Genomic DNA, 21,909 nt, shown 5'->3' on the forward strand with positions numbered 1-21,909 from the left:
CCTGCCCGGCGACGACGACATCGACCCGGATCCGCCGGTCCCCCATCCCGTCCTTTGCTGGTTTCCCGGACAGACCACGAGAGCGGCACCTGACACCGCAGCGCCTGCTGCACTTTGCCGCCGGTCACCGCCGCCCACACCTGCAATCTAGACGACAACCGGCTGGGAGACCACGCCGTAGACTCAGTTCTCACTTGCCTGCACCCGCATAGGTTGTGACGTGTGGTCGCAGCGCGTTCCGGCCACACCGTGTTGGAAAGAGGGGGCCTCGGTGCCGGGGGAGATCATTCACAGATCGAGGGGTGAGCGACCGCCTCGTACCGGAAAAGACCGCTCCGATGCCCCCGGTCGGCCAGACCGACTACGGTTCGACCGGCCGGCCGGGCCCGATACCGACGGACATGCCTGAGGCGACGGACGGGCCGCCGCTGTACTTCTTTCTCAGCTACGCCCGCGCGGACGGCGAGGACGGCCCGTTTCTCGCCCGCTTCTTCCGGGATCTGCGGCACGAGGTCCGGGTCCGCTGCGGGCATCCGAGGGCAGACGAGGTGGGGTTTCTCGATACCTCGAGTATCCGACCGGGCGACGCCTGGTCACGGGAACTCGCCTCGGCGTTGGCCCGCTGCCGAACTTTCGTCGCCATATGCTCCCCCACCTTTTTTACAAGTGAGTACTGCGGCCGGGAATGGCAAGTTTTCGAGGACCGCCTCCGCCACCTGGAGGAGACGGGCGCGGGGCGGGCACCCGTCCTCCTACCAGTGATGTGGATCCCCTTACGCCCGCCGCCCTCGATTCTGGCCCGACTGCAGTACAATCACGAAGATCTCGGTCAAGAGTACGCCAAGTTCGGCTTACGGTATCTTCTCCAGCTGAACCGGAACCACGACGAGTACCAGGAGTTCCTGGTAGCTTTGTCCGATCGGATCGTACGACTCGCGGCAGAGACCGCTCTGCCGCCCATGGCGGAGATCCCCGGCTTCGACACCGTGCCCAGCGCGTTTGATCAATGGGGTGACCGGCGCCCTGCCCCGCCTCGGTCCGAGGTGCCGGAGTTGATCCAGGACCCGGTCCCGCCGCCGCACTCGGTGGCCTCGACCGAGGCAGAGGCAGACCAGGGCACGGGTCTGGCCGGTACCGAACCCACGACACACCCGGTGACCGGGCCGACAAGTATCCTCGAGTCGACGGCGGGAACCGGGCCGGCCACGTACATTGGGCCCCGTGGTGACCGGGACGGACCTTCCACCGCTGTCCGCACGCAGGAAGCCGGCCCGGAGCCGGCCGACCACGTCGGCGGTCCGAAGCGAGTCACCTTCGTTCTCGCCGTGACTTCGGCCAGCGAACTCGCCGCCCTGCGCCGGCACTTGAGCTACTACGGCAGCCAGTACGACGAGTGGAAGCCCTACCATCCGCATCACAAGCAACGGGTCTGCGTCTCCGCCCAGTTCATTGCCGCGGGCCAGGAGATGTCTTCGGACATCGTCATGCTGCAGACCGGCATCTCCACGCTGCTCAAGCGGTCGCGCACGCGCAACGAGATCGTCGTCTTCATCGTCGATCTGTGGACCGCCACCATGGAACCGTTCCGTAGCGCGCTGCTCGAATACGACCAGCGGAACGAACCGACGACCGGGGTGCTCGTGCCCTGGAATCCGGACGACGAGGAGACGCACGAAAACAGAGAACGGCTGTTCGAGACCCTCGCCAGCGCCCTGCCGAACAACATGCTGCGCCGAGACGGTCTCTTCCAGGAGCAGGTGCAGTCCCACGAGAAGTTCGCGGACGCGCTCGTGCAGATCCTGACGGATCTGCAGGCGCGCATCTTCGCCGGCCAGACCATCTTCCGCCAGCGCCCGCCGAGCCACCGCCGCCGTCCGTTCCTCAACGGCCCGTAGGAGAGGGCGCCAGTGAACGAACGGGATTCGGGACGCATCGTCACCTTCTATTCCTACAAGGGCGGCACGGGCCGATCCATGGCGCTCGCCAACGTCGCATGGCTGCTCGCCAGCAACGGACGGCGGGTGCTCGTCGTCGACTGGGATCTGGAGACGCCCGGGCTCCACCGGTACTTCCATCCGTTCCACCACGACCCGGATCTGCGGACGACCCGCGGCGTCATGGACATGATCTGGGATTTCACCGCGACGGTGATGTCGCTGCCGACCGCCGGCGAGGAAGACTGGTTCGAGCGGGCGACCGCGATCATGCCGTACGCGGTGTCTCTGACCTGGTCCTTTCCGGCCAACGGCACAATCGATTTCGTCTGCTCCGGTCGTCACGACGCAGCCTACTCCCGCCGGCTCAGCACCTTCGACTGGAGCACCTTCTACGACACGCACAACGGGGCCGATTTCATCGACGCACTCGCGGAGAACATGCGGTCGTCCTACGACTGGATCCTCATCGACAGCCGGACCGGGCTGAGCGACACCGCCGGAATATGCACCGTGCAGTTGCCCGATATCGTCGTAAACTGCTTCACACTCAGTACCCAGAGCATCGAGGGTGCCGCCGCCGTCGCCCAGTCGATCAGCGCACAGGACAAGGACGGTGAAATCGGCCATCTACCGGTGCCCACGCGGGTCGAGGACGGTGAGCAGAAAAAACTTGAGCTGGGCCGGGACTTCGCCCGTGCGATCTTCGATCCGTTTCCGCGGAACATGAGCGCCCGGGAGAAGGAACGGTACTGGGGCGATGTGGAGGTTCCATACAAGCCGTATTATGCGTACGAGGAGATCCTGGCGGTCTTCGGGGACCGCCCGTTGCAGGAGGGCACTCTTCTCGCCGCCTATGAAAGGCTTACCTCGTACCTGACCAACGGGGAGGTACGCTCCCTCTCGACGCTGGACGAGACGCAGCGCCGCCGCAATCTCGCGGTCTTCGAGCGGACCACGGTGTCCATCCCGACCAACATCGTGGTGAGCTACGCCTCCGCCGACCGGAACTGGGCGGACTGGATCGCCACCGAGCTCGAGAGCGCCGGTTTCGCCACGAGGCTGGAACAGGCGGGCCCGGGCACCGGGAACCGGATCGATCAGGGCGCCGTCCCCGCGGCCGGTCATTTCCGAACAGTCGTCATCCTGTCATCGGCGTACGTCCGCTCACCGCCGGCGTTGGAGAGATGGCGCAGGACGGTCGCGAGCGATCCGGACGGGACGGGTCGGCTGCTCGTGCCCGTCCGCATCGAGGACTTCCAGCTGCCGGCCGAGTTCACCAACCGGGAGTATGCCGACCTCGTCGGTTTCGACGAGGCGCCCGCACGGCAGACGCTGCTTGCCACGACGGGACGTCCGACCCGCCGGGCCACGCAACTCCGCCGGGAGATCGGCGTGGCGGCGAACGTGCGTTTCCCCGGCTCGCCGCCCCAGGTCTGGACAGGGGTACCGGAGCACAACCCGAGCTTCATCGGACGAGAGGCTCTCCTGGTCGGGCTGCGCAACCGCTTTTTCGGGGTGGGCGGGGCGCCCGTCAGTACCCAGGTTCTGCAGGGCCTCGCCGGCGTGGGTAAGATGCAGGTAGCCACGGAGTATGTGTTCCGGTTCGGGGCGTCCTATGATCTGGTCTGCTGGATCGGGTGCGACCAGACGGCGCTGGTCCGCAGCAGTCTGGCTCGGTTGGCCGCCGACCTGGGCCTGCCGCACCGGGAGGGGCGGGAACCGGTTGACGAGGTGGTGAACGCCCTGCGCCGGGGTGATCCGTATCCACGCTGGCTCCTCGTCTTCGACAACGCCGACTCCCCCGATGATGTGGCGCCACTGATCCCGCATGGCCCCGGGCACGTGCTCATCACCTCGCGCAACCAGCGCTGGCAGGGCAGGCAGGAGCGGGTGGAGATCGGTATGTTCAGCCGGGAGGAGAGTGTCGCGTTGTTGCGGCGGCGGGCTCCGGCGCTGACCACGGAGGTCGCCACGCAGCTCGCCGAGGCGCTGGGGGACCTTCCGCTGGCGCTCGAGCACGCCGGCGCCTGGCACGCCGAGACCGGGATGACCGCGGAACGGTACCTGGAACTTCTTGACCGAAGCCCAGGGCCGCTGCTGCTCGAGGGCGAGATCCCGACCTACCCCCTCCTGGCTGCTGTCCATGGAGCGGCTACGCAGCGAGATTCCCACGGCGGCGCGGCTCGCCGAGCTGTGTGCCTTCTTCGGCCCAGAACCGATCAGTCTGCAGATCTTTGCCGGTGCGGGGCTACGTGACCTGACCGATGCCGAGGATCAGGAGTTCCGGGACTCCTTCGTACTGGCCAAGGCCGTCCGGCAGATCAGCGAGCACGCCCTGGTCCGGGTAGATCAGAAGAACGAGAGCCTGGAGATACACCGGCTCGTCCAGGCGGTGATCCGCGACGACCTCACACCCGACCAACGCACCGGTGTCCGCCGCCGGGTCCATGCGTTGCTGGCGGCGGCGGACCCGCTGGAGCCCGACCGCCCCGAGACATGGCCCCGCTACTCCCTGATCCGACCGCACCTGGTGCCCTCCGGCGCGGTGGGGTCGGCCTCCGAGGAGGTGTCGCGGCTCGTCTCGAACCAGGTCCAGTGTCTCTACGAGCAACGCGATCACTGGGGATGCAGGGATCTGGCGAGCGTCACCCTCGACATCTGGCGTGACGTCTTCGGCGATAACGACAAGCGGACCCTGACGCTCGCTCTCGACCTCGCCGACAGCCTGCGGGCGCTGGGGGAGCCGGACCAGGCCAAGGGACTCGACCAGCCTGCCCACGATCGCCTGACCCGCCTGTTCGGCAGCAACGACGCCCTCACGCTCCGCGCCGCGCGGGCACTCGGCGGGGACCTGCGCGGCATGGGTGACTACCAGGAGGCCCGACGCCTCGACGAGGACACCTACGCCCGCTACCGGGACATGGCGATCCTGGACGACCCGGGCGCGATCAGCACGGCCAACAACATCGCGGTCTCGCTGCGCTTCTTCGGTGACTTCCGGCTCGCGCTCGAGACCGGAGAGGATGTCTACATCCGTCAGCTGCGGGCAAGCGGTGAAAACGACATCCTCACCCTTCAGTATGCCGACAGTCACGCCCGGGACCTACGCGAATGTGGCCTTTACCGAGAATCCCTGAAAATCCTTCAGGAGACCTTGACCCGATGCCGGGATATCCTCGGTATCAATCATCCGGACACCTTGCGCTCCTTGCGGAACTACGCGGTCACACTACGGCGCGCAGGGCGGGCGCGGCCCGCCATACCTCGGAGGAGGCTTTCAAGAAGTTCCGGACCTACGTGGGAGAAGATCATCCTGAAACCCTCACCGCAGCCATCAGCCTGGTGGGCGATCTGTGCCTGAGCCGGGAGGTACCGGCTGCGCGAAAGCTGGCCGAGAACACCTTCCAACAGGCCAAGCGCCGGCTTGGCGCGGACAATCTCTACACCCTCGCGGCGGCTAACGCACTGGTCGTCGCCATTCGGCTCGATGGCGACCCGGACGAAGCCGGCGCCCTCGCCCAGGAAACGGGGAACAGATTACGGGCCGTTCTCTCCGACGATCACCCTTTCACGGTGTCATGCATGCTCAATCTAGCCAACTGCCGCTACGACAGTAACCAGATAATGAGCTCGCGGAGTCTCGACGAGGACGCCGTCTCTCACCTGCGGAACCGGCTCGGCGATGACCACCCGACCACCCTGATCGCCTCCGCCAATCTGGCGATCGACCTGTCCGCCCTCAGCGAGACCGAGACGGCAGATGCGCTACGCGCAAATGTTCTAGCCACATTCGGGGAGAGGCAAATGTTCTAGCCACACTCGGGGAGAGTCTGGGAGCCGACCATCCGATCATCGCGTCCGTGCGGGCCGGCGATCGCATCGACCTCGAGATCGACCCACCCCCACCCTGACCCGGGTGCCCGGCGACTCAGGAGACGGCCTCCGGAGGCTCTGCCTGTTACCAGGTGCAGCGTACGGGCCGTCCGGCAGCCGGCCGCAGGCTAGTGCAGCACCAGGGGGCAGGGGTTTCATCATCTACTGAGCATCATCGCCGCACCCGGCGGCGTGTTGTGGGCCACTTTCGACTTCTCTCCGCTGCCGACCAGTCCGAAGGTTCCCACCAGTGCGTTTCTCGTCTGGATCACCTGCACCGATGGGGCGGTGAATCTCAGCGGCGAACGCTGGATCAACCACCCGGACGGCTATGCCATGACGAATCTCTCCGTGTGGCCCCGCGCCGACCATCCCGATCACCTGATGGGCCGGGTTCATCTGCAGGGATGCAGCGATTACGCCGTCGACCGGATCTTAAAACCCGGCCGGTGACCGAGCCGCCGAATGCCAGGATGGGTGACTGCCGCGGGTCCGGCGCTCCAGGTCCTTTACCTTCCGGCCCGGTGAACAGGCAGGATCGATCTGTGCGGACACGGCGGGCATCAGAGGAAGACTGGGGCGCGATCTGGCCGATCTGGCGGGCCGTTGTGGTCGAGGGCGAGACCTGCGCCTGGACACCGGACACCGACGAGGACGTCGCGAAAAGCGCGTGGATGCTGCCCCCGCCGGCCGAGGTTCTGGTGATGGAGGAGGACGACGGCCCGGGCGATACCTCGATCATCGCGACCGCACTGCTCACACCGAGCCAGCCGGGCCTGGGAGATCATGTCGTCCAGGCGGTACTGCTCGTTGATCCTAAGCGGGTGGATCACGGGGCTCCGCGCGGCGGGGCCGGAATGTACCAGGGCTACGGGCCGTACGGGGGACGTAGCTACTACGGCGGCCGGGGAGCCGGGGGCGACCGCTGGGAGAGCGTCAGCCGGCAGGCCGCGGAGCAGATGATCGAGTACGCGGCCGATCTCGGCTACCGGGCGATGCAGCTCAACGTCGTCGTCGCCGCCAATCCACGGTTGGTCGCGCTGTGGCGCTCGCTGGCGTTCCGCCTCGTCGGGACCCTTCCGGCGGCCTTCCGCCATCCCTGGCTCGGCGACGTCGACCTCTACGTGATGTACCGCTTCCTGCCCGCCCGGGAGAACTGACCGGCGCACCGGGTGCCTGCGCCCCTGGCAGAGAGGGGAGCACCGTCGCCGGAATCCTCACCGGAGGATCCGGAGGGATACTGAGGGATAGGGATACTGAGGGCCGCGGAGGGTAGCGAGGGATACCGAGAGACGTGGAGAAGGACGCACCGGCGCGGGTTCGCGACCCGCGCCGTCCAACCATGCCATGGTGCCCGTCCCCTCCTGCCCATGGCCCAGGACGAGGAGCCTGTCTGTGCATCTGAGCGCCGCGCCCGATCTGTCCTTCTCCGACATGCGATCGACCATCGCCGTCCTGACGATCCTGGGCGGTGCGCTCCTGCTGGCCCTGGCCGTCTCCGTGTTGCTGCACCGCATGGCCAGACGGATCGGCCGCCATTCGGAGATCGTCGCCGATCTCGCACAGCACGGTAAGCGGCCGACGCGACTCACGCTCGTGCTGGTGGCCCTGCTCGTCGGCCTCAACTCCACGGCTGAACAGGCCTGGACCGAGGCGGCCCTGCGGGTGTCCAATGTCGCCCTTATCGCTGGAATCGCCTGGTGCGTCACGGTGCTCGCGTTCACCTTCGAGGACCTCGCGCTCGCCCGCTACCGGGTGGATGTCGTCGACAACCGGCATGCCCGCCGGGTGCGCACCCAGGTCACCCTGCTCCGACGGGTCACGGTGGTCATCATCTCGATCATCGCGGGCACCTCGATGCTCATGACGTTCCCGAGCGTCCGCGTCGCCGGCGCCAGCATCTTCGCCTCGGCCGGCGTGGTCGGCATCGTCGCGGGGCTGGCCGCCCAGACCTCGCTGTCCAACGTCTTCGCCGGACTCCAGCTGGCCTTCACCGACGCCATCCGGGTCGACGACGTGGTGGTGGTCGAGAAGGAGTGGGGCAGGATCGAGGAGATCACTCTCACCTACGTCGTCGTCCACATCTGGGATGACCGGCGGATGGTCCTTCCGTCGACCTACTTCACCACGACACCATTCCAGAACTGGACCCGCAAAGAGTCCGCGGTCCTCGGTGCCGTCGAGCTGGACCTGGACTGGGCAATCCCGATCGACGAGATGCGGGCCGAGATGCACCGGGTCTTGGACGCCACGGACCTGTGGGACAAGCGGGTCTGCGTCCTGCAGGTCACCGACGCCATCGGTGATCACATCCGCATCCGCGTCCTGGTCAGCGGCAAGGACGGACCGACCGTGTTCGACCTGCGCTGCCACATGCGCGAGGCACTCGTCCGATGGGTGCAGCACAACCATCCGACAGCCCTGCCCCGGACCCGCATCGAGTTCGACGCCTCCGCGCACCTGCTCGGTCTGCGCCTCCCGGATCAGGGCCGGCCCGATGACCGCGACGGCCGCGACCACCCCGGCAGCAGGTCCGACCGGCTCCGCAAGACGAACGGCATCCGCCTCGACGAAGCACCAGCGCGGGTGGTTCCCGTCCCAGTGCAGGGTCTCCTCTCCCCCACGATCATGGCTGCCACGAACTCGGCCGCGGTTACCACCGCCGGCAGTGCGAGCCGGGAGGCGGAGACCGATACGGGGGGCGGGACGAGCACCGCGCCCGCGGATGCGCATGCCGATGCCGCCGAGGACGCCCGGCTGTTCTCCGGCGCGAGTGCCGACGCCGCGGAACGGGCACGGAACTTCAGCGGGACCAGCAAGATCGACGAGCACGACAGCTCCGCTTCTTCTCCACCGCCCGGCGACGACGATGACGACGCGGCACACCCGGGAGAATCGACCCGACGCCAAACGATACCAAAGGCGCATAACGACACCGAAGGCGCATAACGACACCACAGAAGGCTCCGGCCCGGGTCCTCCGCAGGTATGGAGGGCCCGGGCCGGAGCAGGTGTCGGGTCAGAGCAGGTGCTCTGCGTGCTGCCGACCGGGCCGCGGTCACCCGGTCGCCGACGGGTATCGCGATTACCGGCGGGCGTAACGACGGCTGCGGGTAGACCCCGACCGGCCGCCGTGGCCCCCCACGTTCCGCCACACCAGGAGAACCAGGATGGCACCGATGATGGACCCGAGAATGCCAGACGGCTGCAGAGCGCCTTCGCCGACATCCTTATTGAATAGGACGTAGCCGAGGAATCCTCCGACGAAAGATCCGATGATTCCCACCACAATGGTGCCGAGAATCCCGATGGGATCCCGGCCGGGCAGCAACACGCGTGCGACGGCCCCGGCGACAAGTCCGAGCAAAATCATGACGACAATGAAGGTAATCATTGTTTTCTCCCTACCGAGGTGGTTGGATTACTTATCCCCGGCGCGGCCGTCCCCGCCGGACCAGCAGCAGCACCACCGTGCCGGCCAGGACCCCGCCCGTGGCCTTCAGGTTGCTCCGCATCCGCTGCCCGACGGACCGCGCGGCTTTCCCGCTGGTGGCGAGGGTCTTCTCGGTGGCGACCGACACATGGGGAGCAAGGGTCTGGACGGCCTCGTTGACCTTCTGGCGCACCTCGGCGGCTCCGCCGGCCACTCTGGCCTTGGTGCCCGGGGTGGTCGTGTCCGCATCGGCCAGGCCCGAGCTACTGACGTTTCCCGGGCCACTAACACTTGAGGTGGCGGTGGTCGCGGTGATGACGTCGGGGCTCGGCGCCGGGGAACCGTGACCGTTTAGGCCGGGTGCCGGGCCGGAATCTACACTCTCGGTACCGGTCGGGACCGGGGGGACCGGGGGGCGCGCGAACGGAACCGTGGTCGTGTCGTCGGCAGGAAGCGGCGCGGTCCGTGCGGGCTCCGGCATCACTGAACTCGGGTCCATTGGCATCGTTCGGTTCCTCCCTGGAAGGTGTTCGGTGTCTGACCTGGGGACCGGGTCCGACCTGGAATCGATGGCTGAGCTGGTCAACGGCTGAGCTGGCATCACGCTCAGCCCGTCCGACCGGGACCGACGCGGACCAACTGGCCGGGCCGCATCTACGATCAGGACTACCGGCGGCTCCCCGTGGCGCGCAGAGAAACCCGACCGGGCGGGATGTTCACTAGCCGTACTTCTCATTGTCATACCCGGAATCAATGCGGATAACCCGATGTGGGCGCCCTGACGGGACACGGGGCCGCATCACCGATACCTAATACTATCCATAAACACACAAATGCCACATAACGACCAATATATCGATCATAGATCATATTTCCCCAATGCACCCACAGCAGGTGATAATGGGAGGTATCGGGCGATCGACGGTGCGGACGACCCGGCGTCGGCTACGGTTCGGACAGCAGCCATGAGCGTCAGGGGGTGGCTGATGTCGGATGTGCCCACAATGTCCTCCGCAGCCGACCGGAACGGTCCACTCGAAGGCATCCGCACACTGGCCGCACGCCTCGCCTCCGGCGAGATGACGTCCCGCGAGCTCGTCGAAGCCGCGTTGGCCCGGATAGCGGCGACCCAAACCACCGTTAACGCCTTCCGCTGGGTACGGGCCGAGGCTGCCCTCGCAGAGGCCGAGGCGGCGGACGTCGCACTCGCCGCCCGCGGGAGCCGGTCCGGCCGACTCAGCCGGGACGCCCGCGGCAGCTGGTGGGGCGCGACGGGATGGCGACCACTACTCGGCGTGCCCATTGCGATCAAGGACGACACCGACCTGACCGGTACCCCCACGGCCTTCGGCGCGATGGGGGAATTCTCCCCCGCGGTCCGGGACAGCGAGATGGTGCGATGGCTGAAGGCGGCCGGTGCCATCATCATCGGCAAGACCAACACCCCCGAGTTCGGGCAGTGGCCGTTCACCGAGGGCCGGGCGTTCGGGGTGACCCGTAACCCGTGGGATCTCGACTACTCTCCCGGCGGCTCCTCCGGAGGCGCGGCGGCCGCGGTGGCTGCGGGGCTGGTACCGGCGGCGATCGGTTCGGACGGGGCGGGCTCCGTGCGCATCCCCGCCGCCTGGACCCACCTGGTCGGGATCAAACCGCAGCGCGGGCGCATCTCGAGCGCCCCGGTCCGCGAGCAGTTCAACGGGCTCACTGTCTACGGCCCGCTAACCAGAACCGTCGCCGACGGGGCCCTGCTGCTCGACATCCTGTCCGGCAGCCTGCCCATCGACCGGGCTCGACCGCCGGCGCCGGCCGAGCCGTTCCTCACCGCCGCCGGCCATCCCCCTTCCCGCTTGCGGATCGGGCTCTCCCTGCACCACCCGTACAGCGGGATGCCGGTGGCCCTCGATCCGGCCGTCCGGGCCGCCGTGGAACGGCTGGCCGAGATCCTGGCCCGCTGCGGGCACGACATCGTGCCGGTGGAGCCGCCCTACGGCCTGCTTGGCACGATCTTCCTGCCGCGGTCCATGGACGGCATCCGCGACTGGGCCGGGCGGGTGCCCGATCCCACCCTGCTCGACCCGCGGACCATGGCCAACGCGCGGACCGGACGGATGCTGCGCCCGTTCCTCCCGCTGACACGCGCCGCGGAGCCACTGGCCCGGCTCAACATCGGCCGCATCTTCCGGCGGGTCGACGTCATACTCGCCCCGACAACCGCCACGCCGCCGCCCCGGGTGGGCGAGCTCAACCGGGAGAGCAACTGGGCCACCGACCAGGCGATCGTGGCGGCGTGCCCCTACACCTGGCCGTGGAACGTCCTCGGTTGGCCGGCCGTCAACGTACCGGCCGGACGCACCGCGGCGGGACTGCCCGTCGGCGCCCAGCTGATGGGGCCGGCGAACAGCGAGACCTTGCTGATCTCCCTCGCGGCGCAGCTGGAGGACAGCGAGCGCTGGCACCTCCATCAGCCGGGAGAACGCTCGGCCCACGCGATCTGACGATCTGACCCGACGGGCACCCGACCCGACCTGGCCCACAGGCCGACCTGGTCCACGGACCAACCTGACCTTACGGGTAGCGGGGTGTTACCGAATAGCCGAAATGCGAGGGCCTCTCACGGAACCCCGATCCGGCCGGGACAATGACCCATGCGAAGATGTCGTTCAGGCGCTGGCGGACCCGGCGGACTGAGCAGACCCGGCGGACTGGGCAGACTCAGCAGGCTCCGCGGGGTGGAGGATGTCCGTCCCCTCATCGCCGGAACGCTCGTCCTCGTCACGGTCATCGTCCTCGACGCGACGCCCGGCCTGATCCTGGTCGGGTACTTCGGTCTCGGGCCACTGATCATCGCGGCGACCAGTCCACCCCGAGTCACCGCCGCGGTCGGAGCGTTGACAGTGATCACGGCACTCCTCTCCGGGTTCTGGGATCATTGGTTCGGGACCGGTCCGCATCTCGCCGCGACTACGCTGGTCGCCCTCCAGTCCGTGATCGCCGTCTACATCTGCGCGCACCGGGAGCGGCAACGCTCACAACTGCACCAGGTCAAAGCGGTTGCCGAGGTCGCGCAGCAGGCACCGCTACCGGCGGTCCCAAGCCGGCTCAACGGGGCCGGTTTCGCGGCTCGGTACCTCTCCGCCGCCCAGGAGGCGTCGGTGGGTGGCGATCTCTACGAGGTCGTCTCCACCTCGCAGAGCATCCGGATGATCATCGGTGATGTCCGCGGCAAGGGCCTGCCGGCGGTCCGGCTGGCCTCGATAGTGCTCGGCGCCTTCCGCGAGGCGGCGGTGACCTGGCTCGACCCGGAACAGGTGGCCGCCGCCTGCGCCCGCGCGGTGGGTCGGGAGGCCGAACCCGAGGACTTCGTGACGGCGCTCATCGTCGACATCCACCCGGACGGTCGGCTGGGCCTGTGCTCGGCCGGGCATCACCCGCCGCGGCTGGTCTCGGCGGACGAGTGCACCACGCTGGAACTGAAGTCGCCCAGTCCGCCACTCGGGCTGGCCGAGCGCTTCTCCGTCACGACGGCGAGCTGGGCGGTCGGCGATCGGATGCTGCTGTTCACCGACGGTCTCACCGAGGCCCGGGACGGCCGGGGGCGGTTCTTCCCCCTGGACGATCATCTGGACCTGCTGCGGGGCGGCAGCCAGGACGACGCACTCGACCGTCTCGCCGGGGCTCTGCGCGCCCATGTGGACGGCAGGCTGCAGGACGACCTCGCGGTGCTGCTGGCCGAGCGGGAGGCGGGACCGAGTGGCGGGACGGGAGCCGGCGTCCTGAGCTCCTGAGCTCCTGAGCTCCTGAGCTCCTGAGCTCCTGAGCTCCTGAGCCCGGCGAGACCCGGGCGGCCCCTCGGCCCAAGATCCGACTCCCATCCGGCGTGCCGCTGCCCCGCGGAGCCCGTCGCGATCAGCTACGGTCACCCAATGCGGAGGGATTCCGTGGCCGCCGTCGGATACCGACGCCTACAGTTGTGCTCACGGGTATTCACTCCAGGTATCGATACGCCGGACGGTCGGAGACGGTCGTGAGCTTTCCGGTGGATTCCGGTGACCGTCGCACCGTGCGGCTGCTCCTGGCCCTGCTCGTCGTTGTGAGCGCCGTGGCCGCGTTCGCCGTCGGCGGTCTGATCGCGACGTCCGGGTTACGGGTGAGCTGGGGACGCGCCGAGGGCGCCGCGGCAGCGGCCGAGGTCCCCGTCGCCAAGGACGGCTCGCTGCCGGCAGCGATCGGCAGGCTGGGCATCGGCGGCGGCTCGGATCCCTCGCCACTCACGGTGGGCCCCTCCCCGAAGAACGGGCCTTCGCCGGCCACCGTGTCACCGGCACCGACGGATGCGGGCGGGGCGAAACACCCGGTGCCAAGTGGCGAGGACCCGTCTACACCCACGGCACCGAGCCCGCAACACAGCTGCGCGGCCCCGGCTACCTCCGCACCCGGCGGGTCGGGCGCCCCCATCCTCATCTACCCGTTGTGCTGATATCCGTTGTGCCGAGCTATCCGCCGGATCCGGGCCGCCAGTCGGGCGAGCGGCCGGTGAGGGCCAGCAGCCTCGTCCACTCGTCGGCGTCATCCGGGACCGGCACCGGGCGGGCGAAGATGCCGGCCGCCCGCCAAGCGTCGATCTGCGACGCCAAGTGCTCGTGGACCCGGTGCACGAGGTCCCGGTCGGACCCGACGCCCGCCGCCAACGAGGTGTCACCGGCCCGCCGGCCGTGCATGTCGATCGCCCGCGCCAGATCCCAGCCGTGGATCAGTAGATCGGCGGTCAACTGGAAGGCGTACTCGCTCGCCGGCGTGGGGCCGAAGGAGAGGACCGGCACCGACGCCCAGGCTCCCGGGCGGTTCCAGGCGTCCCGTGCCCCACGGGCCGCCGCCGGCCAGCTCGCCACGGGATCCGCCCCGAGCTGATCGCCGTCGAACCGGGGGCCGATGTCAGCCATGGTGAGGCCGGCCAGCAGCGGCGGCACCCATAGCTGCTCCACGGTGAGGTGGTTGACGAGCGCGCGGACGTTCCAGTCCCGGCAGGGCGTGGGCGCATCCCACCCGCCGGGCGGCACCGCCCGCACCTGCGCGTCGAAGAGATCCAGCGCCCGGACGAGCGCGTCGTGACGTTCCGCGACGGTCAGCATGGTCGCCATCGCACCGCTCCCTTCATCCGTCGCGGTACCGATCCCGGGCCCGCGCGGGTCGTCCCGGACCGGGGTGGACTCGGTTCCGGCCGGCGATCCGCAGACCCCACCGGCCTACCCCGCACATCGGCATGCACTCTCACCTGCCGCGACGGCCTCACGATCCGTTGCCTCATGGCCCGTTGCCTCACGATGGCCCGTTGCATCGCGGTTCGCGACCGTGCTGCTTGCGGAACCGTCCCAGTAGGGGAGACGAATCACTGGTGTTCCTTGGGGCATTGTGGTAGTCCTCGGGGCGTTGTGGTAGACGGTCATAAATCTGGCTTCCAGCTCCGCCGCGGAGGTTTCCCACGAGGCGAGAGGGACAGTCCCGGGCTGGTTGTCGGGACGCCGCACCGGACCGCCGCACCGGACCGGTGAACCGGACCGGCGAACCGGCTCCGGGTGACGAGCGGGCAGAGGACTACGCTCACACCAGGCAGAATCCACCGAAGCGGAGGAAGGACCCAAACATGACCGACGACGCATATGCCCCCGAGGGGCTGGCGGAGAAGCCCCAATTCAATTCGGATGTCGCGCACACCGCCCGGGTCTGGAACTACTGGCTCGGTGGCAAGGACAACTTCGCCTCCGACCGCGCGGTGGGCGACCAGGTCCAGCAGATACTTCCGCACATCGTCGACACCGCCCGCGCCGACCGGGGTTTCCTCACCCGAGCCGTGCAATTCCTGGCCGGCGAGGCAGGTATCCGTCAGTTCCTCGACATCGGGACCGGGCTGCCCACCGCCGGAAACACCCATGAGGTTGCCCAGGAGATCACACCGGAATCGCGCATCGTCTACGTCGACAACGACCCTCTTGTTCTGGTGCATGCCCGAGCGCTGCTCACCAGCACCCCGGAGGGCGCCACCAACTACCTCGAGGCCGACATCCGGGATACCGACCGAATCCTGGAAGCCGCGGCCCGAACGCTGGACTTCACCCGGCCGGTCGCGCTCACCCTGCTGGGGGTGCTGAACTTCGTTCAGGATGCCGAGGAAGCGCTGCGGATCGTGCACCGGCTCCTGGATGCTGTGCCGTCCGGTAGTTATCTGGCCATCGCCCACGCCAGCAACGAGGTCTATCCCGAGGAGGCGGAGCGGGTGCGGCAGTTCTGGAACGAGAACGCCACACCACCCATTGTCTTTCGCGACGCGAAACAGATCGCCGTGTTCTTCGACCGGGTCGAGCTGCTCGAGCCCGGCGTCGTCTCGTGCTCGCGGTGGCGGCCGGCCTCCAATGATCTCGGTATCCCGGCCGAGGTGCAGCAGTTCTGCGGAGTGGGCCGCAAGCTCTGAGGACTTCTGCCTGGCTGCTCGTTCAGCCTCGTCGCCGGCCGGACGACGCGTGAGGGGATTTCCCCTCCCGCCGGGCCCCACCGATGATCCGAACGCGCCGATCCGCCCGGCGAGGACCGGACCGGCCCCGGGTACCGATCCCGCCGGGGTCAGTACCGCCGGGGCCGGTACCGGCCCGGTCGACGTGCCGAGCGTGCTGGTGGTCGCCGACAAGTTCCCCCCGGTGCTCGGCGGCATCCAGACGTTCGCCTGCCATCTCGCGGCCGGGCTTCCGGTCGACCGGATGGTGGTCGTGGCGCCGGCCGCCCCCGGCTACCGAATGATCATGGTATGGCTGCCGATGGCCCCGTCGGCCTGCGTCCTGGCCCTGTTGGTCCGCCGCGGCCACCTCTGACCCGCGCCACCCACCCCCGTCGGGGGATGGTCCCGCACCGCGTCAGGCCCACTCGTCCCGTCCGGGTGGACCCGCGGGCACCGAACCCAACGGAGATTACTCTTCGAATCAATGGGAATGCACAGCATCAGGATGCACAACGTACAGCTAGTTCTCGCGCGTGCACCGTCATCTGCCCATGCCATCCACCCGTCGGTCAGGGCCGCACCCGCGGTCCTCAGAGGGGGGAGACTTCATGAACTGGTCCCGTACATCACGTCGGTGCGCCTCGCGTGCCTTCGTCCTGACCGCCACGCTGGCAGCAGCCCTGGCCGCGCCGGGGCTGCTCAGCTCGGTGGCCGAGGCGGCAGCACCGACCGGCAGATGCCCGTCGCTGCCCCAGATCGCCGGCCCGTTGCAAAGCTGGGAGACGGTTACCGCCCTGCCAGCTCCCCGTGCCCATCTCGCGGCCACCACGGGATGTGACGGACGGATCTATGCGATCGGCGGCCAAGCCGCCGAGACGGGCGCCGGCGGCGGCGCCCCGGGCTCGCCTACGGGGACGCCCACGGCAACGCCCGGCCCGACCGCGTCACCAACCACCACACCAACTTCACCGGCCGCCACACCCGCATCACCGACGCAGTCGCCAGCCCCCACCGGGACGCCCGGAAGTTCCGCGACGACATCGACGGTGGGTCCGGCCAGCTTGACCCGGAAGCCGCTGGCCGGATCACCCGGCGCGAGTCCGACCGGTTCACCGACCACGCCCGCATCACCGACGGGCACCGGCTCACCCGCGTCACCACCGGGCGTCGCCCCCCTGACGCCGGTGGGAACGGTCCAGGTCTACGACCCGCGGAAGAACGCCTGGACGGACGCGCCCGATCTGCCGACCGCGCGTACCCATCTCGCCGCCGCGACCGACCTCGATGGCCGGATCTACGCGATCGGCGGCCGGTCCGGCAGCTCGAACCAGCCCACGGACATCGTCGAGGTGTACACCCCGTCCGACGGAAGCTGGTCGGCGGGGAAGCCCCTGCCGAGCGCCATGGGTGACCCGAGCGCGGTCCGCGGCACCGACGGCAGGATCTACGTTCTCGACGCGAAGACCCTGGCGATCTACGATCCCGGCTCGGACAGCTGGTCGACGGCCGGAGCGCCGCCGCCCGCGAACAGGGCTCCGGTCCTGACGGCCCTGCCGGACGGCCGGATCCTGGCCGCCGGCGGCATCGGGGCTGGCGGCGGCTCCGCACAGCGGGCGGCCACCGACGTCTTCGCCTACACACCGGGTTCGGATGCGGCCGAGAAGGGCTCGTGGGCCCAGATGTCCGACCTGCCGGACGGCGTCGCGGGTGCCGCCGGGGCGACCGGCCCCGACGGCCGGGTCTACATCATCGGCGGGCGGGACAGCGCCGGGAACGTCACCGGGGCGGTGCAGGTCTACACCCCGAAGGACGACCGGTGGGCCGCCGGACCGACCAGCTCCCCCTCTACCCGGGCCGGGCATGCCGCGGCGACCGGTGGTGACGGCCGGGTGTACGTGCTGGGTGGAACGTCCAGCACCGGCAAGACACTGAACACCGCCGCCGCACTGAACAAGTAACGAACAACACCACCAGCCGGCGCCGGCCGCCCTGTCCCATGAGGCCGGCGCCGGCCGCCGGCCGCGTTTGCTGAGGTCAGTCCCGCTTGAATGCCTCCCGGCGCAACATCTGAAATAGCGTCGGGGCGCCTTCGCGGGTCGTCACGGCGACCGCCTTGTGCACGAACCGTACCTCGGTCACCTGTTCGAGCAGGCTCGCGGCCAGGTCCATGCGGCTGGTGAAGATACCCGGCGCCTGGTCCTCGTGAAGCTCGTAGCTCGTCACCCCGGGCGCATCGAACAGACCCGAGGGACGCATGATCGTCCAATCCAGGTTGCTGTCGCGCAGAAGTTCCTCCATGCGGCGCATGTCACGGTAGGTCGTCTTGCCGATCGTCGCGATGATCAGCGGCTGGAGGACCCGGTTAAGCAGGAAACCGCTATCGGCATGATGATGCGGCTCGGTGGCACTCGAGCTCACCACGACCACTCGCTTGACCCCGTGCCGGAACATCGCCGCAGTGATGTTCCGGATTCCGTCGCTGTAGATGTTGATCGGTTCGCGCGTGAACGGCACGCCAAGCGTCGACAGCACCACGTCGGCTCCTTCGACGGCCCGATCGACGGCCTGGGCGTCGTGCACGTCGGCCCCCACGACGTCGAGACGTTCGTGCGTAATCGGGAATTCCGCCGGTCGCCTGGTCACCGCGACGACGTCGTAACCGGCGGCCAGCGCCTGCTCGGTCAGCAGCCGGCCGGTCGGCCCGTTCGCTCCGAACACGACAATCCTTATTGCTGCGCTCCTCCTGACCCACGGGTACGCGGATCACCTGCCTGTCGGATGTCCGTCGGATGTCTGTCGGATCCCGCCGGACAGATGTGACCGCCGCGCCCACCGGCCACCGGCCACCGCCCACCGGCCACCGCCCACCGGCCACCGGCCACCGCCCACCGGCCACCGGCCACCGGCCACCAGCCGTCCCCAGGACCCAGACGGGTGGCGTCACGGGGGTGGCCCCGTCACATCGGCGGTGCCGCGTTCGTCAACTGCTCAGGAGAGGCTGGTCCGGAGGGGTGCAAGCGAGGGGTGCAGGCAATGGACGATGCGACGTGGCAGGCCGAGCAGTTCGAGCGCCAGCGCCCGCGGCTGCAGGCGGTCGCGTACCGCATGCTCGGTTCGCTCAGCGAGGCCGAGGACGCCGTCCAGGAGGCATGGCTGCGGCTGAGCCGCTCCGGCGACGAGGCGATCAACAACCTCGGCGGTTGGCTGACGACGGTCGTGGGTCGGGTGTGCATCGACATGCTGCGTGCCCGCCAGGCGCGCCGGGAGGACTTCGTGGGCACCTGGCTGCCCGAGCCGATCGTCAGCGCCGAGGACGGTGACGGCCCGGAGCAGCAGACCGTGCTCGCCGACTCCGTCGGCCTGGCGCTGCTCATCGTGCTCGAGACGCTCACCCCGTCCGAGCGGCTCGCGTTCGTCCTGCACGACATGTTCGCCGTGCCGTTCGAGGAGATCGCCCCGATAGTCGACCGGACCCCCGCCGCGGCCCGCCAGCTCGTCAGCCGCGCCCGACGGCGGGTGCGAGGCGCCCCGACGGTCCCGGACCCCGACCTCGCCGCACAGCGCAAGGTCGTCGCCGCGTTCCTGGCCGCCGCCCGGGCCGGCGACTTCGACGCCCTCGTCGCGGTGCTCGACCCCGACGTCGTGTTCCGCGTCGACACCGGCTCACGCACCCGGCTCGCGCCCGCGCTGCTCACCGGCTCCGCGGACGTCGCACAGCACACCGCCATCCAAGGCCCCCGCTTCGCGCGGCACTGCCAGCCAACTCTGGTCAACGGCACCGCCGGGATCGTCGCGCGCACATCGACCGGTGTCATCGCCATCGCCGGCCTCACCGTGCGCGACGGACGGATCGCCACCATCGACCTGATCCTCTACCCCGACAAACTCCACCGCCTGGTTCTCGCCGACTAGGGGTGTTTTTGACCGGGGTGTTTTTGACAGACCCCCGACAGACCCGGAGACAGTCTCGAATGTGTCAGCCTCGGATGTGGTCAACGGCCGGTGGGAAGGTAGGCGGCGATGATCGCGGTGGCCAGCGCGCGCTGCCTCTGGCCGTTGGGGTGGAACGCGGCGGAGAACGGCGTTCCGAGGGGGTCGACGTCGGGGGGACTGCCTGTACTGCTGCAGAGCTCGTGCCCGGCGAAGGCGTTCTCGGTGTCCACGTAGGTCACGCCGGCCGCCCTCGCGGCGGCGCGGATCGTGCTGTTGAGGTCGTGGACGGTCTGGTTGAACCAGGCCGCGTCGGCCGGCTGGATGCGTACCCCCAGCTTCCCGAGGACGCTGACCGGGCACGGGGCGTCCAAAGTGTCGGGGAACAGCCGGGGATAGCCCAGGACGAGGATCCGTGCCCCGGGGGCGAGGCTGGGGGCCCGTCGGATAGCCCGGTAGGTCTCAGTGAGTTGTGGCTGCAGGGTGTTCAGAGCAGTCCCGACGGCCGGTGCGGAGTGCTCCCGGCAGGACGGGAGAAGTGTGGTCACGTGCAGTGCCGCACAGTAGACCGCGATGTCGGCGAAACCGATGTCGTTGCCGCCGACGGTGAGGGTGACCAGTCCGACGGTGTCGGCCGGCCCGTCCAGATAGGTGTCCTGTGGTGGGGTGCCAGGCCCCTGCGACGTGGAGAAGTCCCGGATGCGTGCGCCCGCGCAGGCCCCGAAGGTGAACAGTGGATCAGACGTCGCGGACGGCGGCGGGTCCTTGGTGGCCAGGGCGGCGTGGACGAGAGCCGGGTAGGCGGCGGTCGAGCGTCGGCAGCCACCGAATAGCCGGTAGCTGCCCGGGAGGTAGTCGGCGACGGGGCCGGCTCCGTCACCGGAGGAATACGAGTCACCCAGCGCGACGTAGCGCAGCGCGGTCAGCCTGGTCCGCGAGGATCGTGAACGGCCGGACCGGTCGGTCGCGGTCAACTGGAACACGTAGTTGCCCGGAACCGGGAGGGTCACCGTCGTGTCTGGCGTGTCACCGGCGAACCGGGCCGGGGCCGGTCCCGACAGCATCGTCCACGCTGTGGATGCCGCGGGGCCGGTGACCCGGCCGTGCAGGGCCACCACGCTCAGCCCGACGACTGTGCGCGAGCGTCCGGCCTGCACGGTCACCATCGCCTGCCGCAAACGTGGCACCGTCGTCACAGATGGTTGCGATGTCGCTGCCGCAACGTTCTGTCGGCTACGGGATACATCCGCTGCGCCTGTGTCACGGCAACCCGCGACCGCCACGGCCGCCACCAGGCCCACCACGAGCATGCTCCACCGGCATCGCCCGAGATCGCTACCCGTCATACCGTCATGATGACAGGCCGTAGAGTGGAGTCCACGGATGTGGCGTACGTGGAGTAGCAGTCCTGCGACGCCCAGAGCAGGCCTGCGACACCCCAAAGTGGCGGTCTGTAAATCGGGGCTCCGTGTCGGTCATCTCCTTCACCACCAGGAAGATCGTCGCAAACTGGGCCATCCCCGGCGGCGGGATTCCCGACATGGGCAACGTCAACGCCGACGGGACCCGGCTGTGGCTGTCCGGCCGGCGCAGCAACGTCGTGTACGTGTTCGACACCGGCGGGAACGGCGGGAACGGCGGGCCGGACCCGACGACCGGCCGGCTGTTGACCGAGATCCCGGTGGGCCACGAGCCGCACGGGCTCGCCGTCTGGCCGCAGCCCGGGCGCTACTCCCTCGGCCACACCGGAATCATGCGATACTTCACCGCCGCCCGCGCCGCGACCTTCCCGCGCCACCCCCGACGTCATGCGTAGCTACGACTCCCCTACCTCTTGCTGCAACGGTCACAGGAACTCACCGACGGGAACCGGAAGGCGGATGCGCCAGGGCATGCCCACCGCCGTTCCCCGGCCTCGGCGGAGGGTACAGACAACGCGTCTTCCGTGGCCCCCTCGCAGACCTCGTCCCTCCCCGGCACTTCTCTGGCCACCCGCCGTGCGAGCTGTCGCCCGGCGAGCAGACCCTGCCCGGCCGCAAACAGGTCTTCCGCCGGCCCGGCACAAACGACACGATCGGCCTCCGGGACGAGCGTCCACCTTCCCTGGGTGAGCCGCTGCTGCGGCTCGTCATGCAGGGCGGCCGGCGGATCATCGGCCCGGCGACGTTGGGAGAGGTCGCCGCTTCAAGGCCGACCTCGCCGATCTTCCCGCCCCCGCCCGACGGCTGGTCGAACCGGCCGCCCTAGCC

At 68.9% G+C, this 21,909-nt stretch carries 18 protein-coding genes and 3 pseudogenes; 15 read left to right on the forward strand and 6 right to left on the reverse strand.

From position 1 onward, the window contains the following. Window positions 1-401 precede the first annotated feature (401 nt). The 7 genes and pseudogenes from AC08OJ_RS08570 (at window position 402) to AC08OJ_RS08600 (ending at window position 8,759) form a co-directional block, all read left to right on the forward strand. On the forward strand, window positions 402-1,895 hold the full coding sequence (locus tag AC08OJ_RS08570; protein ID WP_476593817.1) for a TIR-like protein FxsC: 1,494 nt from the start codon (window positions 402-404) through the stop codon (window positions 1,893-1,895). A gap of 78 nt (window positions 1,896-1,973) precedes the next feature. After that, window positions 1,974-3,200 (forward strand): annotated as a pseudogene (locus tag AC08OJ_RS08575) (KGGVGR-motif variant AAA ATPase); the annotation flags it as partial. A gap of 141 nt (window positions 3,201-3,341) precedes the next feature. Then, window positions 3,342-5,298 (forward strand): annotated as a pseudogene (gene fxsT, locus AC08OJ_RS08580) (FxSxx-COOH system tetratricopeptide repeat protein). Further along, window positions 5,280-5,750, forward strand: coding sequence for a hypothetical protein (locus AC08OJ_RS08585; protein WP_476593816.1), 471 nt, complete (start codon window positions 5,280-5,282; stop codon window positions 5,748-5,750). The pseudogene fxsT and the gene AC08OJ_RS08585 overlap by 19 nt, the downstream one beginning before the upstream one ends. 348 nt (window positions 5,751-6,098) lie before the next feature. After that, window positions 6,099-6,263 (forward strand): hypothetical protein, encoded by a 165-nt coding sequence (locus tag AC08OJ_RS08590; protein ID WP_476595460.1) that lies wholly within the window; start codon window positions 6,099-6,101, stop codon window positions 6,261-6,263. Between the two features lie 92 nt (window positions 6,264-6,355). After that, on the forward strand, window positions 6,356-6,970 hold the full coding sequence (locus tag AC08OJ_RS08595; protein WP_476593814.1) for an N-acetyltransferase family protein: 615 nt from the start codon (window positions 6,356-6,358) through the stop codon (window positions 6,968-6,970). A 235-nt stretch (window positions 6,971-7,205) separates the two neighbouring features. Further along, entirely contained in the window at window positions 7,206-8,759 is a 1,554-nt protein-coding gene (locus AC08OJ_RS08600) for a mechanosensitive ion channel family protein (protein ID WP_476593813.1), read from the forward strand. Between the two features lie 136 nt (window positions 8,760-8,895). On the opposite strand, the gene AC08OJ_RS08605 is transcribed toward AC08OJ_RS08600, so the two are convergent. Together AC08OJ_RS08605 and AC08OJ_RS08610 are read right to left on the reverse strand one after the other, a co-directional pair. Then, entirely contained in the window at window positions 8,896-9,204 is a 309-nt protein-coding gene (locus tag AC08OJ_RS08605) for a GlsB/YeaQ/YmgE family stress response membrane protein (RefSeq protein ID WP_011434649.1), read from the reverse strand. Window positions 9,205-9,235: 31 nt separating this feature from the next. Next, a complete protein-coding gene (locus AC08OJ_RS08610) occupies window positions 9,236-9,457 on the reverse strand; it encodes a hypothetical protein (protein ID WP_476595461.1) in 222 nt (73 codons plus the stop codon). Between the two features lie 772 nt (window positions 9,458-10,229). Here AC08OJ_RS08610 and AC08OJ_RS08615 point away from each other — a divergent pair. The 3 genes from AC08OJ_RS08615 (at window position 10,230) to AC08OJ_RS08625 (ending at window position 13,720) form a co-directional block, all read left to right on the forward strand. Next, window positions 10,230-11,738 (forward strand): amidase, encoded by a 1,509-nt coding sequence (locus AC08OJ_RS08615; protein ID WP_476593444.1) that lies wholly within the window; start codon window positions 10,230-10,232, stop codon window positions 11,736-11,738. Window positions 11,739-11,888: 150 nt separating this feature from the next. Then, on the forward strand, window positions 11,889-13,028 hold the full coding sequence (locus AC08OJ_RS08620; RefSeq protein ID WP_476595462.1) for a PP2C family protein-serine/threonine phosphatase: 1,140 nt from the start codon (window positions 11,889-11,891) through the stop codon (window positions 13,026-13,028). 239 nt (window positions 13,029-13,267) lie between these two features. Beyond that, window positions 13,268-13,720, forward strand: coding sequence for a hypothetical protein (locus AC08OJ_RS08625; protein ID WP_476593442.1), 453 nt, complete (start codon window positions 13,268-13,270; stop codon window positions 13,718-13,720). 16 nt (window positions 13,721-13,736) lie between these two features. Here the strand turns inward: AC08OJ_RS08625 and AC08OJ_RS08630 are convergent, their stop codons facing one another. After that, window positions 13,737-14,381 carry a TIGR03086 family metal-binding protein gene (locus AC08OJ_RS08630; RefSeq protein WP_476593441.1) on the reverse strand — a complete coding sequence of 215 codons (645 nt, stop codon included), beginning with the start codon at window positions 14,379-14,381 and terminating at the stop codon, window positions 13,737-13,739. A 503-nt stretch (window positions 14,382-14,884) separates the two neighbouring features. Here AC08OJ_RS08630 and AC08OJ_RS08635 point away from each other — a divergent pair. Together AC08OJ_RS08635 and AC08OJ_RS08640 are read left to right on the forward strand one after the other, a co-directional pair. Further along, window positions 14,885-15,709 carry an SAM-dependent methyltransferase gene (locus AC08OJ_RS08635; protein ID WP_476593440.1) on the forward strand — a complete coding sequence of 275 codons (825 nt, stop codon included), beginning with the start codon at window positions 14,885-14,887 and terminating at the stop codon, window positions 15,707-15,709. A 49-nt stretch (window positions 15,710-15,758) separates the two neighbouring features. After that, window positions 15,759-16,103, forward strand: a complete 345-nt coding sequence (locus tag AC08OJ_RS08640; protein ID WP_476593439.1) for a hypothetical protein — start codon at window positions 15,759-15,761, stop codon at window positions 16,101-16,103. A gap of 474 nt (window positions 16,104-16,577) precedes the next feature. Here AC08OJ_RS08640 and AC08OJ_RS08645 read toward each other — a convergent pair whose 3' ends face one another. Next, window positions 16,578-16,871: a hypothetical protein gene (locus tag AC08OJ_RS08645; protein WP_476595463.1), complete on the reverse strand. Its 294-nt coding sequence runs from the start codon at window positions 16,869-16,871 to the stop codon at window positions 16,578-16,580. A 43-nt stretch (window positions 16,872-16,914) separates the two neighbouring features. On the opposite strand from AC08OJ_RS08645, the gene AC08OJ_RS08650 reads away from it, so the two are divergent. Beyond that, the gene (locus AC08OJ_RS08650; protein ID WP_462203662.1) at window positions 16,915-17,688 is read left to right on the forward strand and encodes a Kelch repeat-containing protein; all 774 of its coding nucleotides are present in this window, start codon (window positions 16,915-16,917) and stop codon (window positions 17,686-17,688) included. A 76-nt stretch (window positions 17,689-17,764) separates the two neighbouring features. Here the strand turns inward: AC08OJ_RS08650 and AC08OJ_RS08655 are convergent, their stop codons facing one another. Beyond that, on the reverse strand, window positions 17,765-18,460 hold the full coding sequence (locus AC08OJ_RS08655; RefSeq protein WP_476593445.1) for an NAD(P)-dependent oxidoreductase: 696 nt from the start codon (window positions 18,458-18,460) through the stop codon (window positions 17,765-17,767). A gap of 303 nt (window positions 18,461-18,763) precedes the next feature. Here AC08OJ_RS08655 and sigJ point away from each other — a divergent pair, with 303 nt between their 5' ends. After that, on the forward strand, window positions 18,764-19,642 hold the full coding sequence (gene sigJ / locus AC08OJ_RS08660) for an RNA polymerase sigma factor SigJ (RefSeq protein WP_476593437.1): 879 nt from the start codon (window positions 18,764-18,766) through the stop codon (window positions 19,640-19,642). An 80-nt stretch (window positions 19,643-19,722) separates the two neighbouring features. Here the strand turns inward: sigJ and AC08OJ_RS08665 are convergent, their stop codons facing one another. After that, complete coding sequence (locus tag AC08OJ_RS08665) at window positions 19,723-20,847, reverse strand: SGNH/GDSL hydrolase family protein (protein ID WP_476595464.1); 1,125 nt, start codon at window positions 20,845-20,847, stop codon at window positions 19,723-19,725. 272 nt (window positions 20,848-21,119) lie between these two features. On the opposite strand from AC08OJ_RS08665, the pseudogene AC08OJ_RS08670 reads away from it, so the two are divergent. Further along, a pseudogene (locus AC08OJ_RS08670) lies at window positions 21,120-21,476 on the forward strand (YncE family protein); the annotation flags it as partial. Window positions 21,477-21,909 lie beyond the last annotated feature (433 nt).

Source organism: Frankia sp. CgKIO3, from assembly GCF_977946435.1.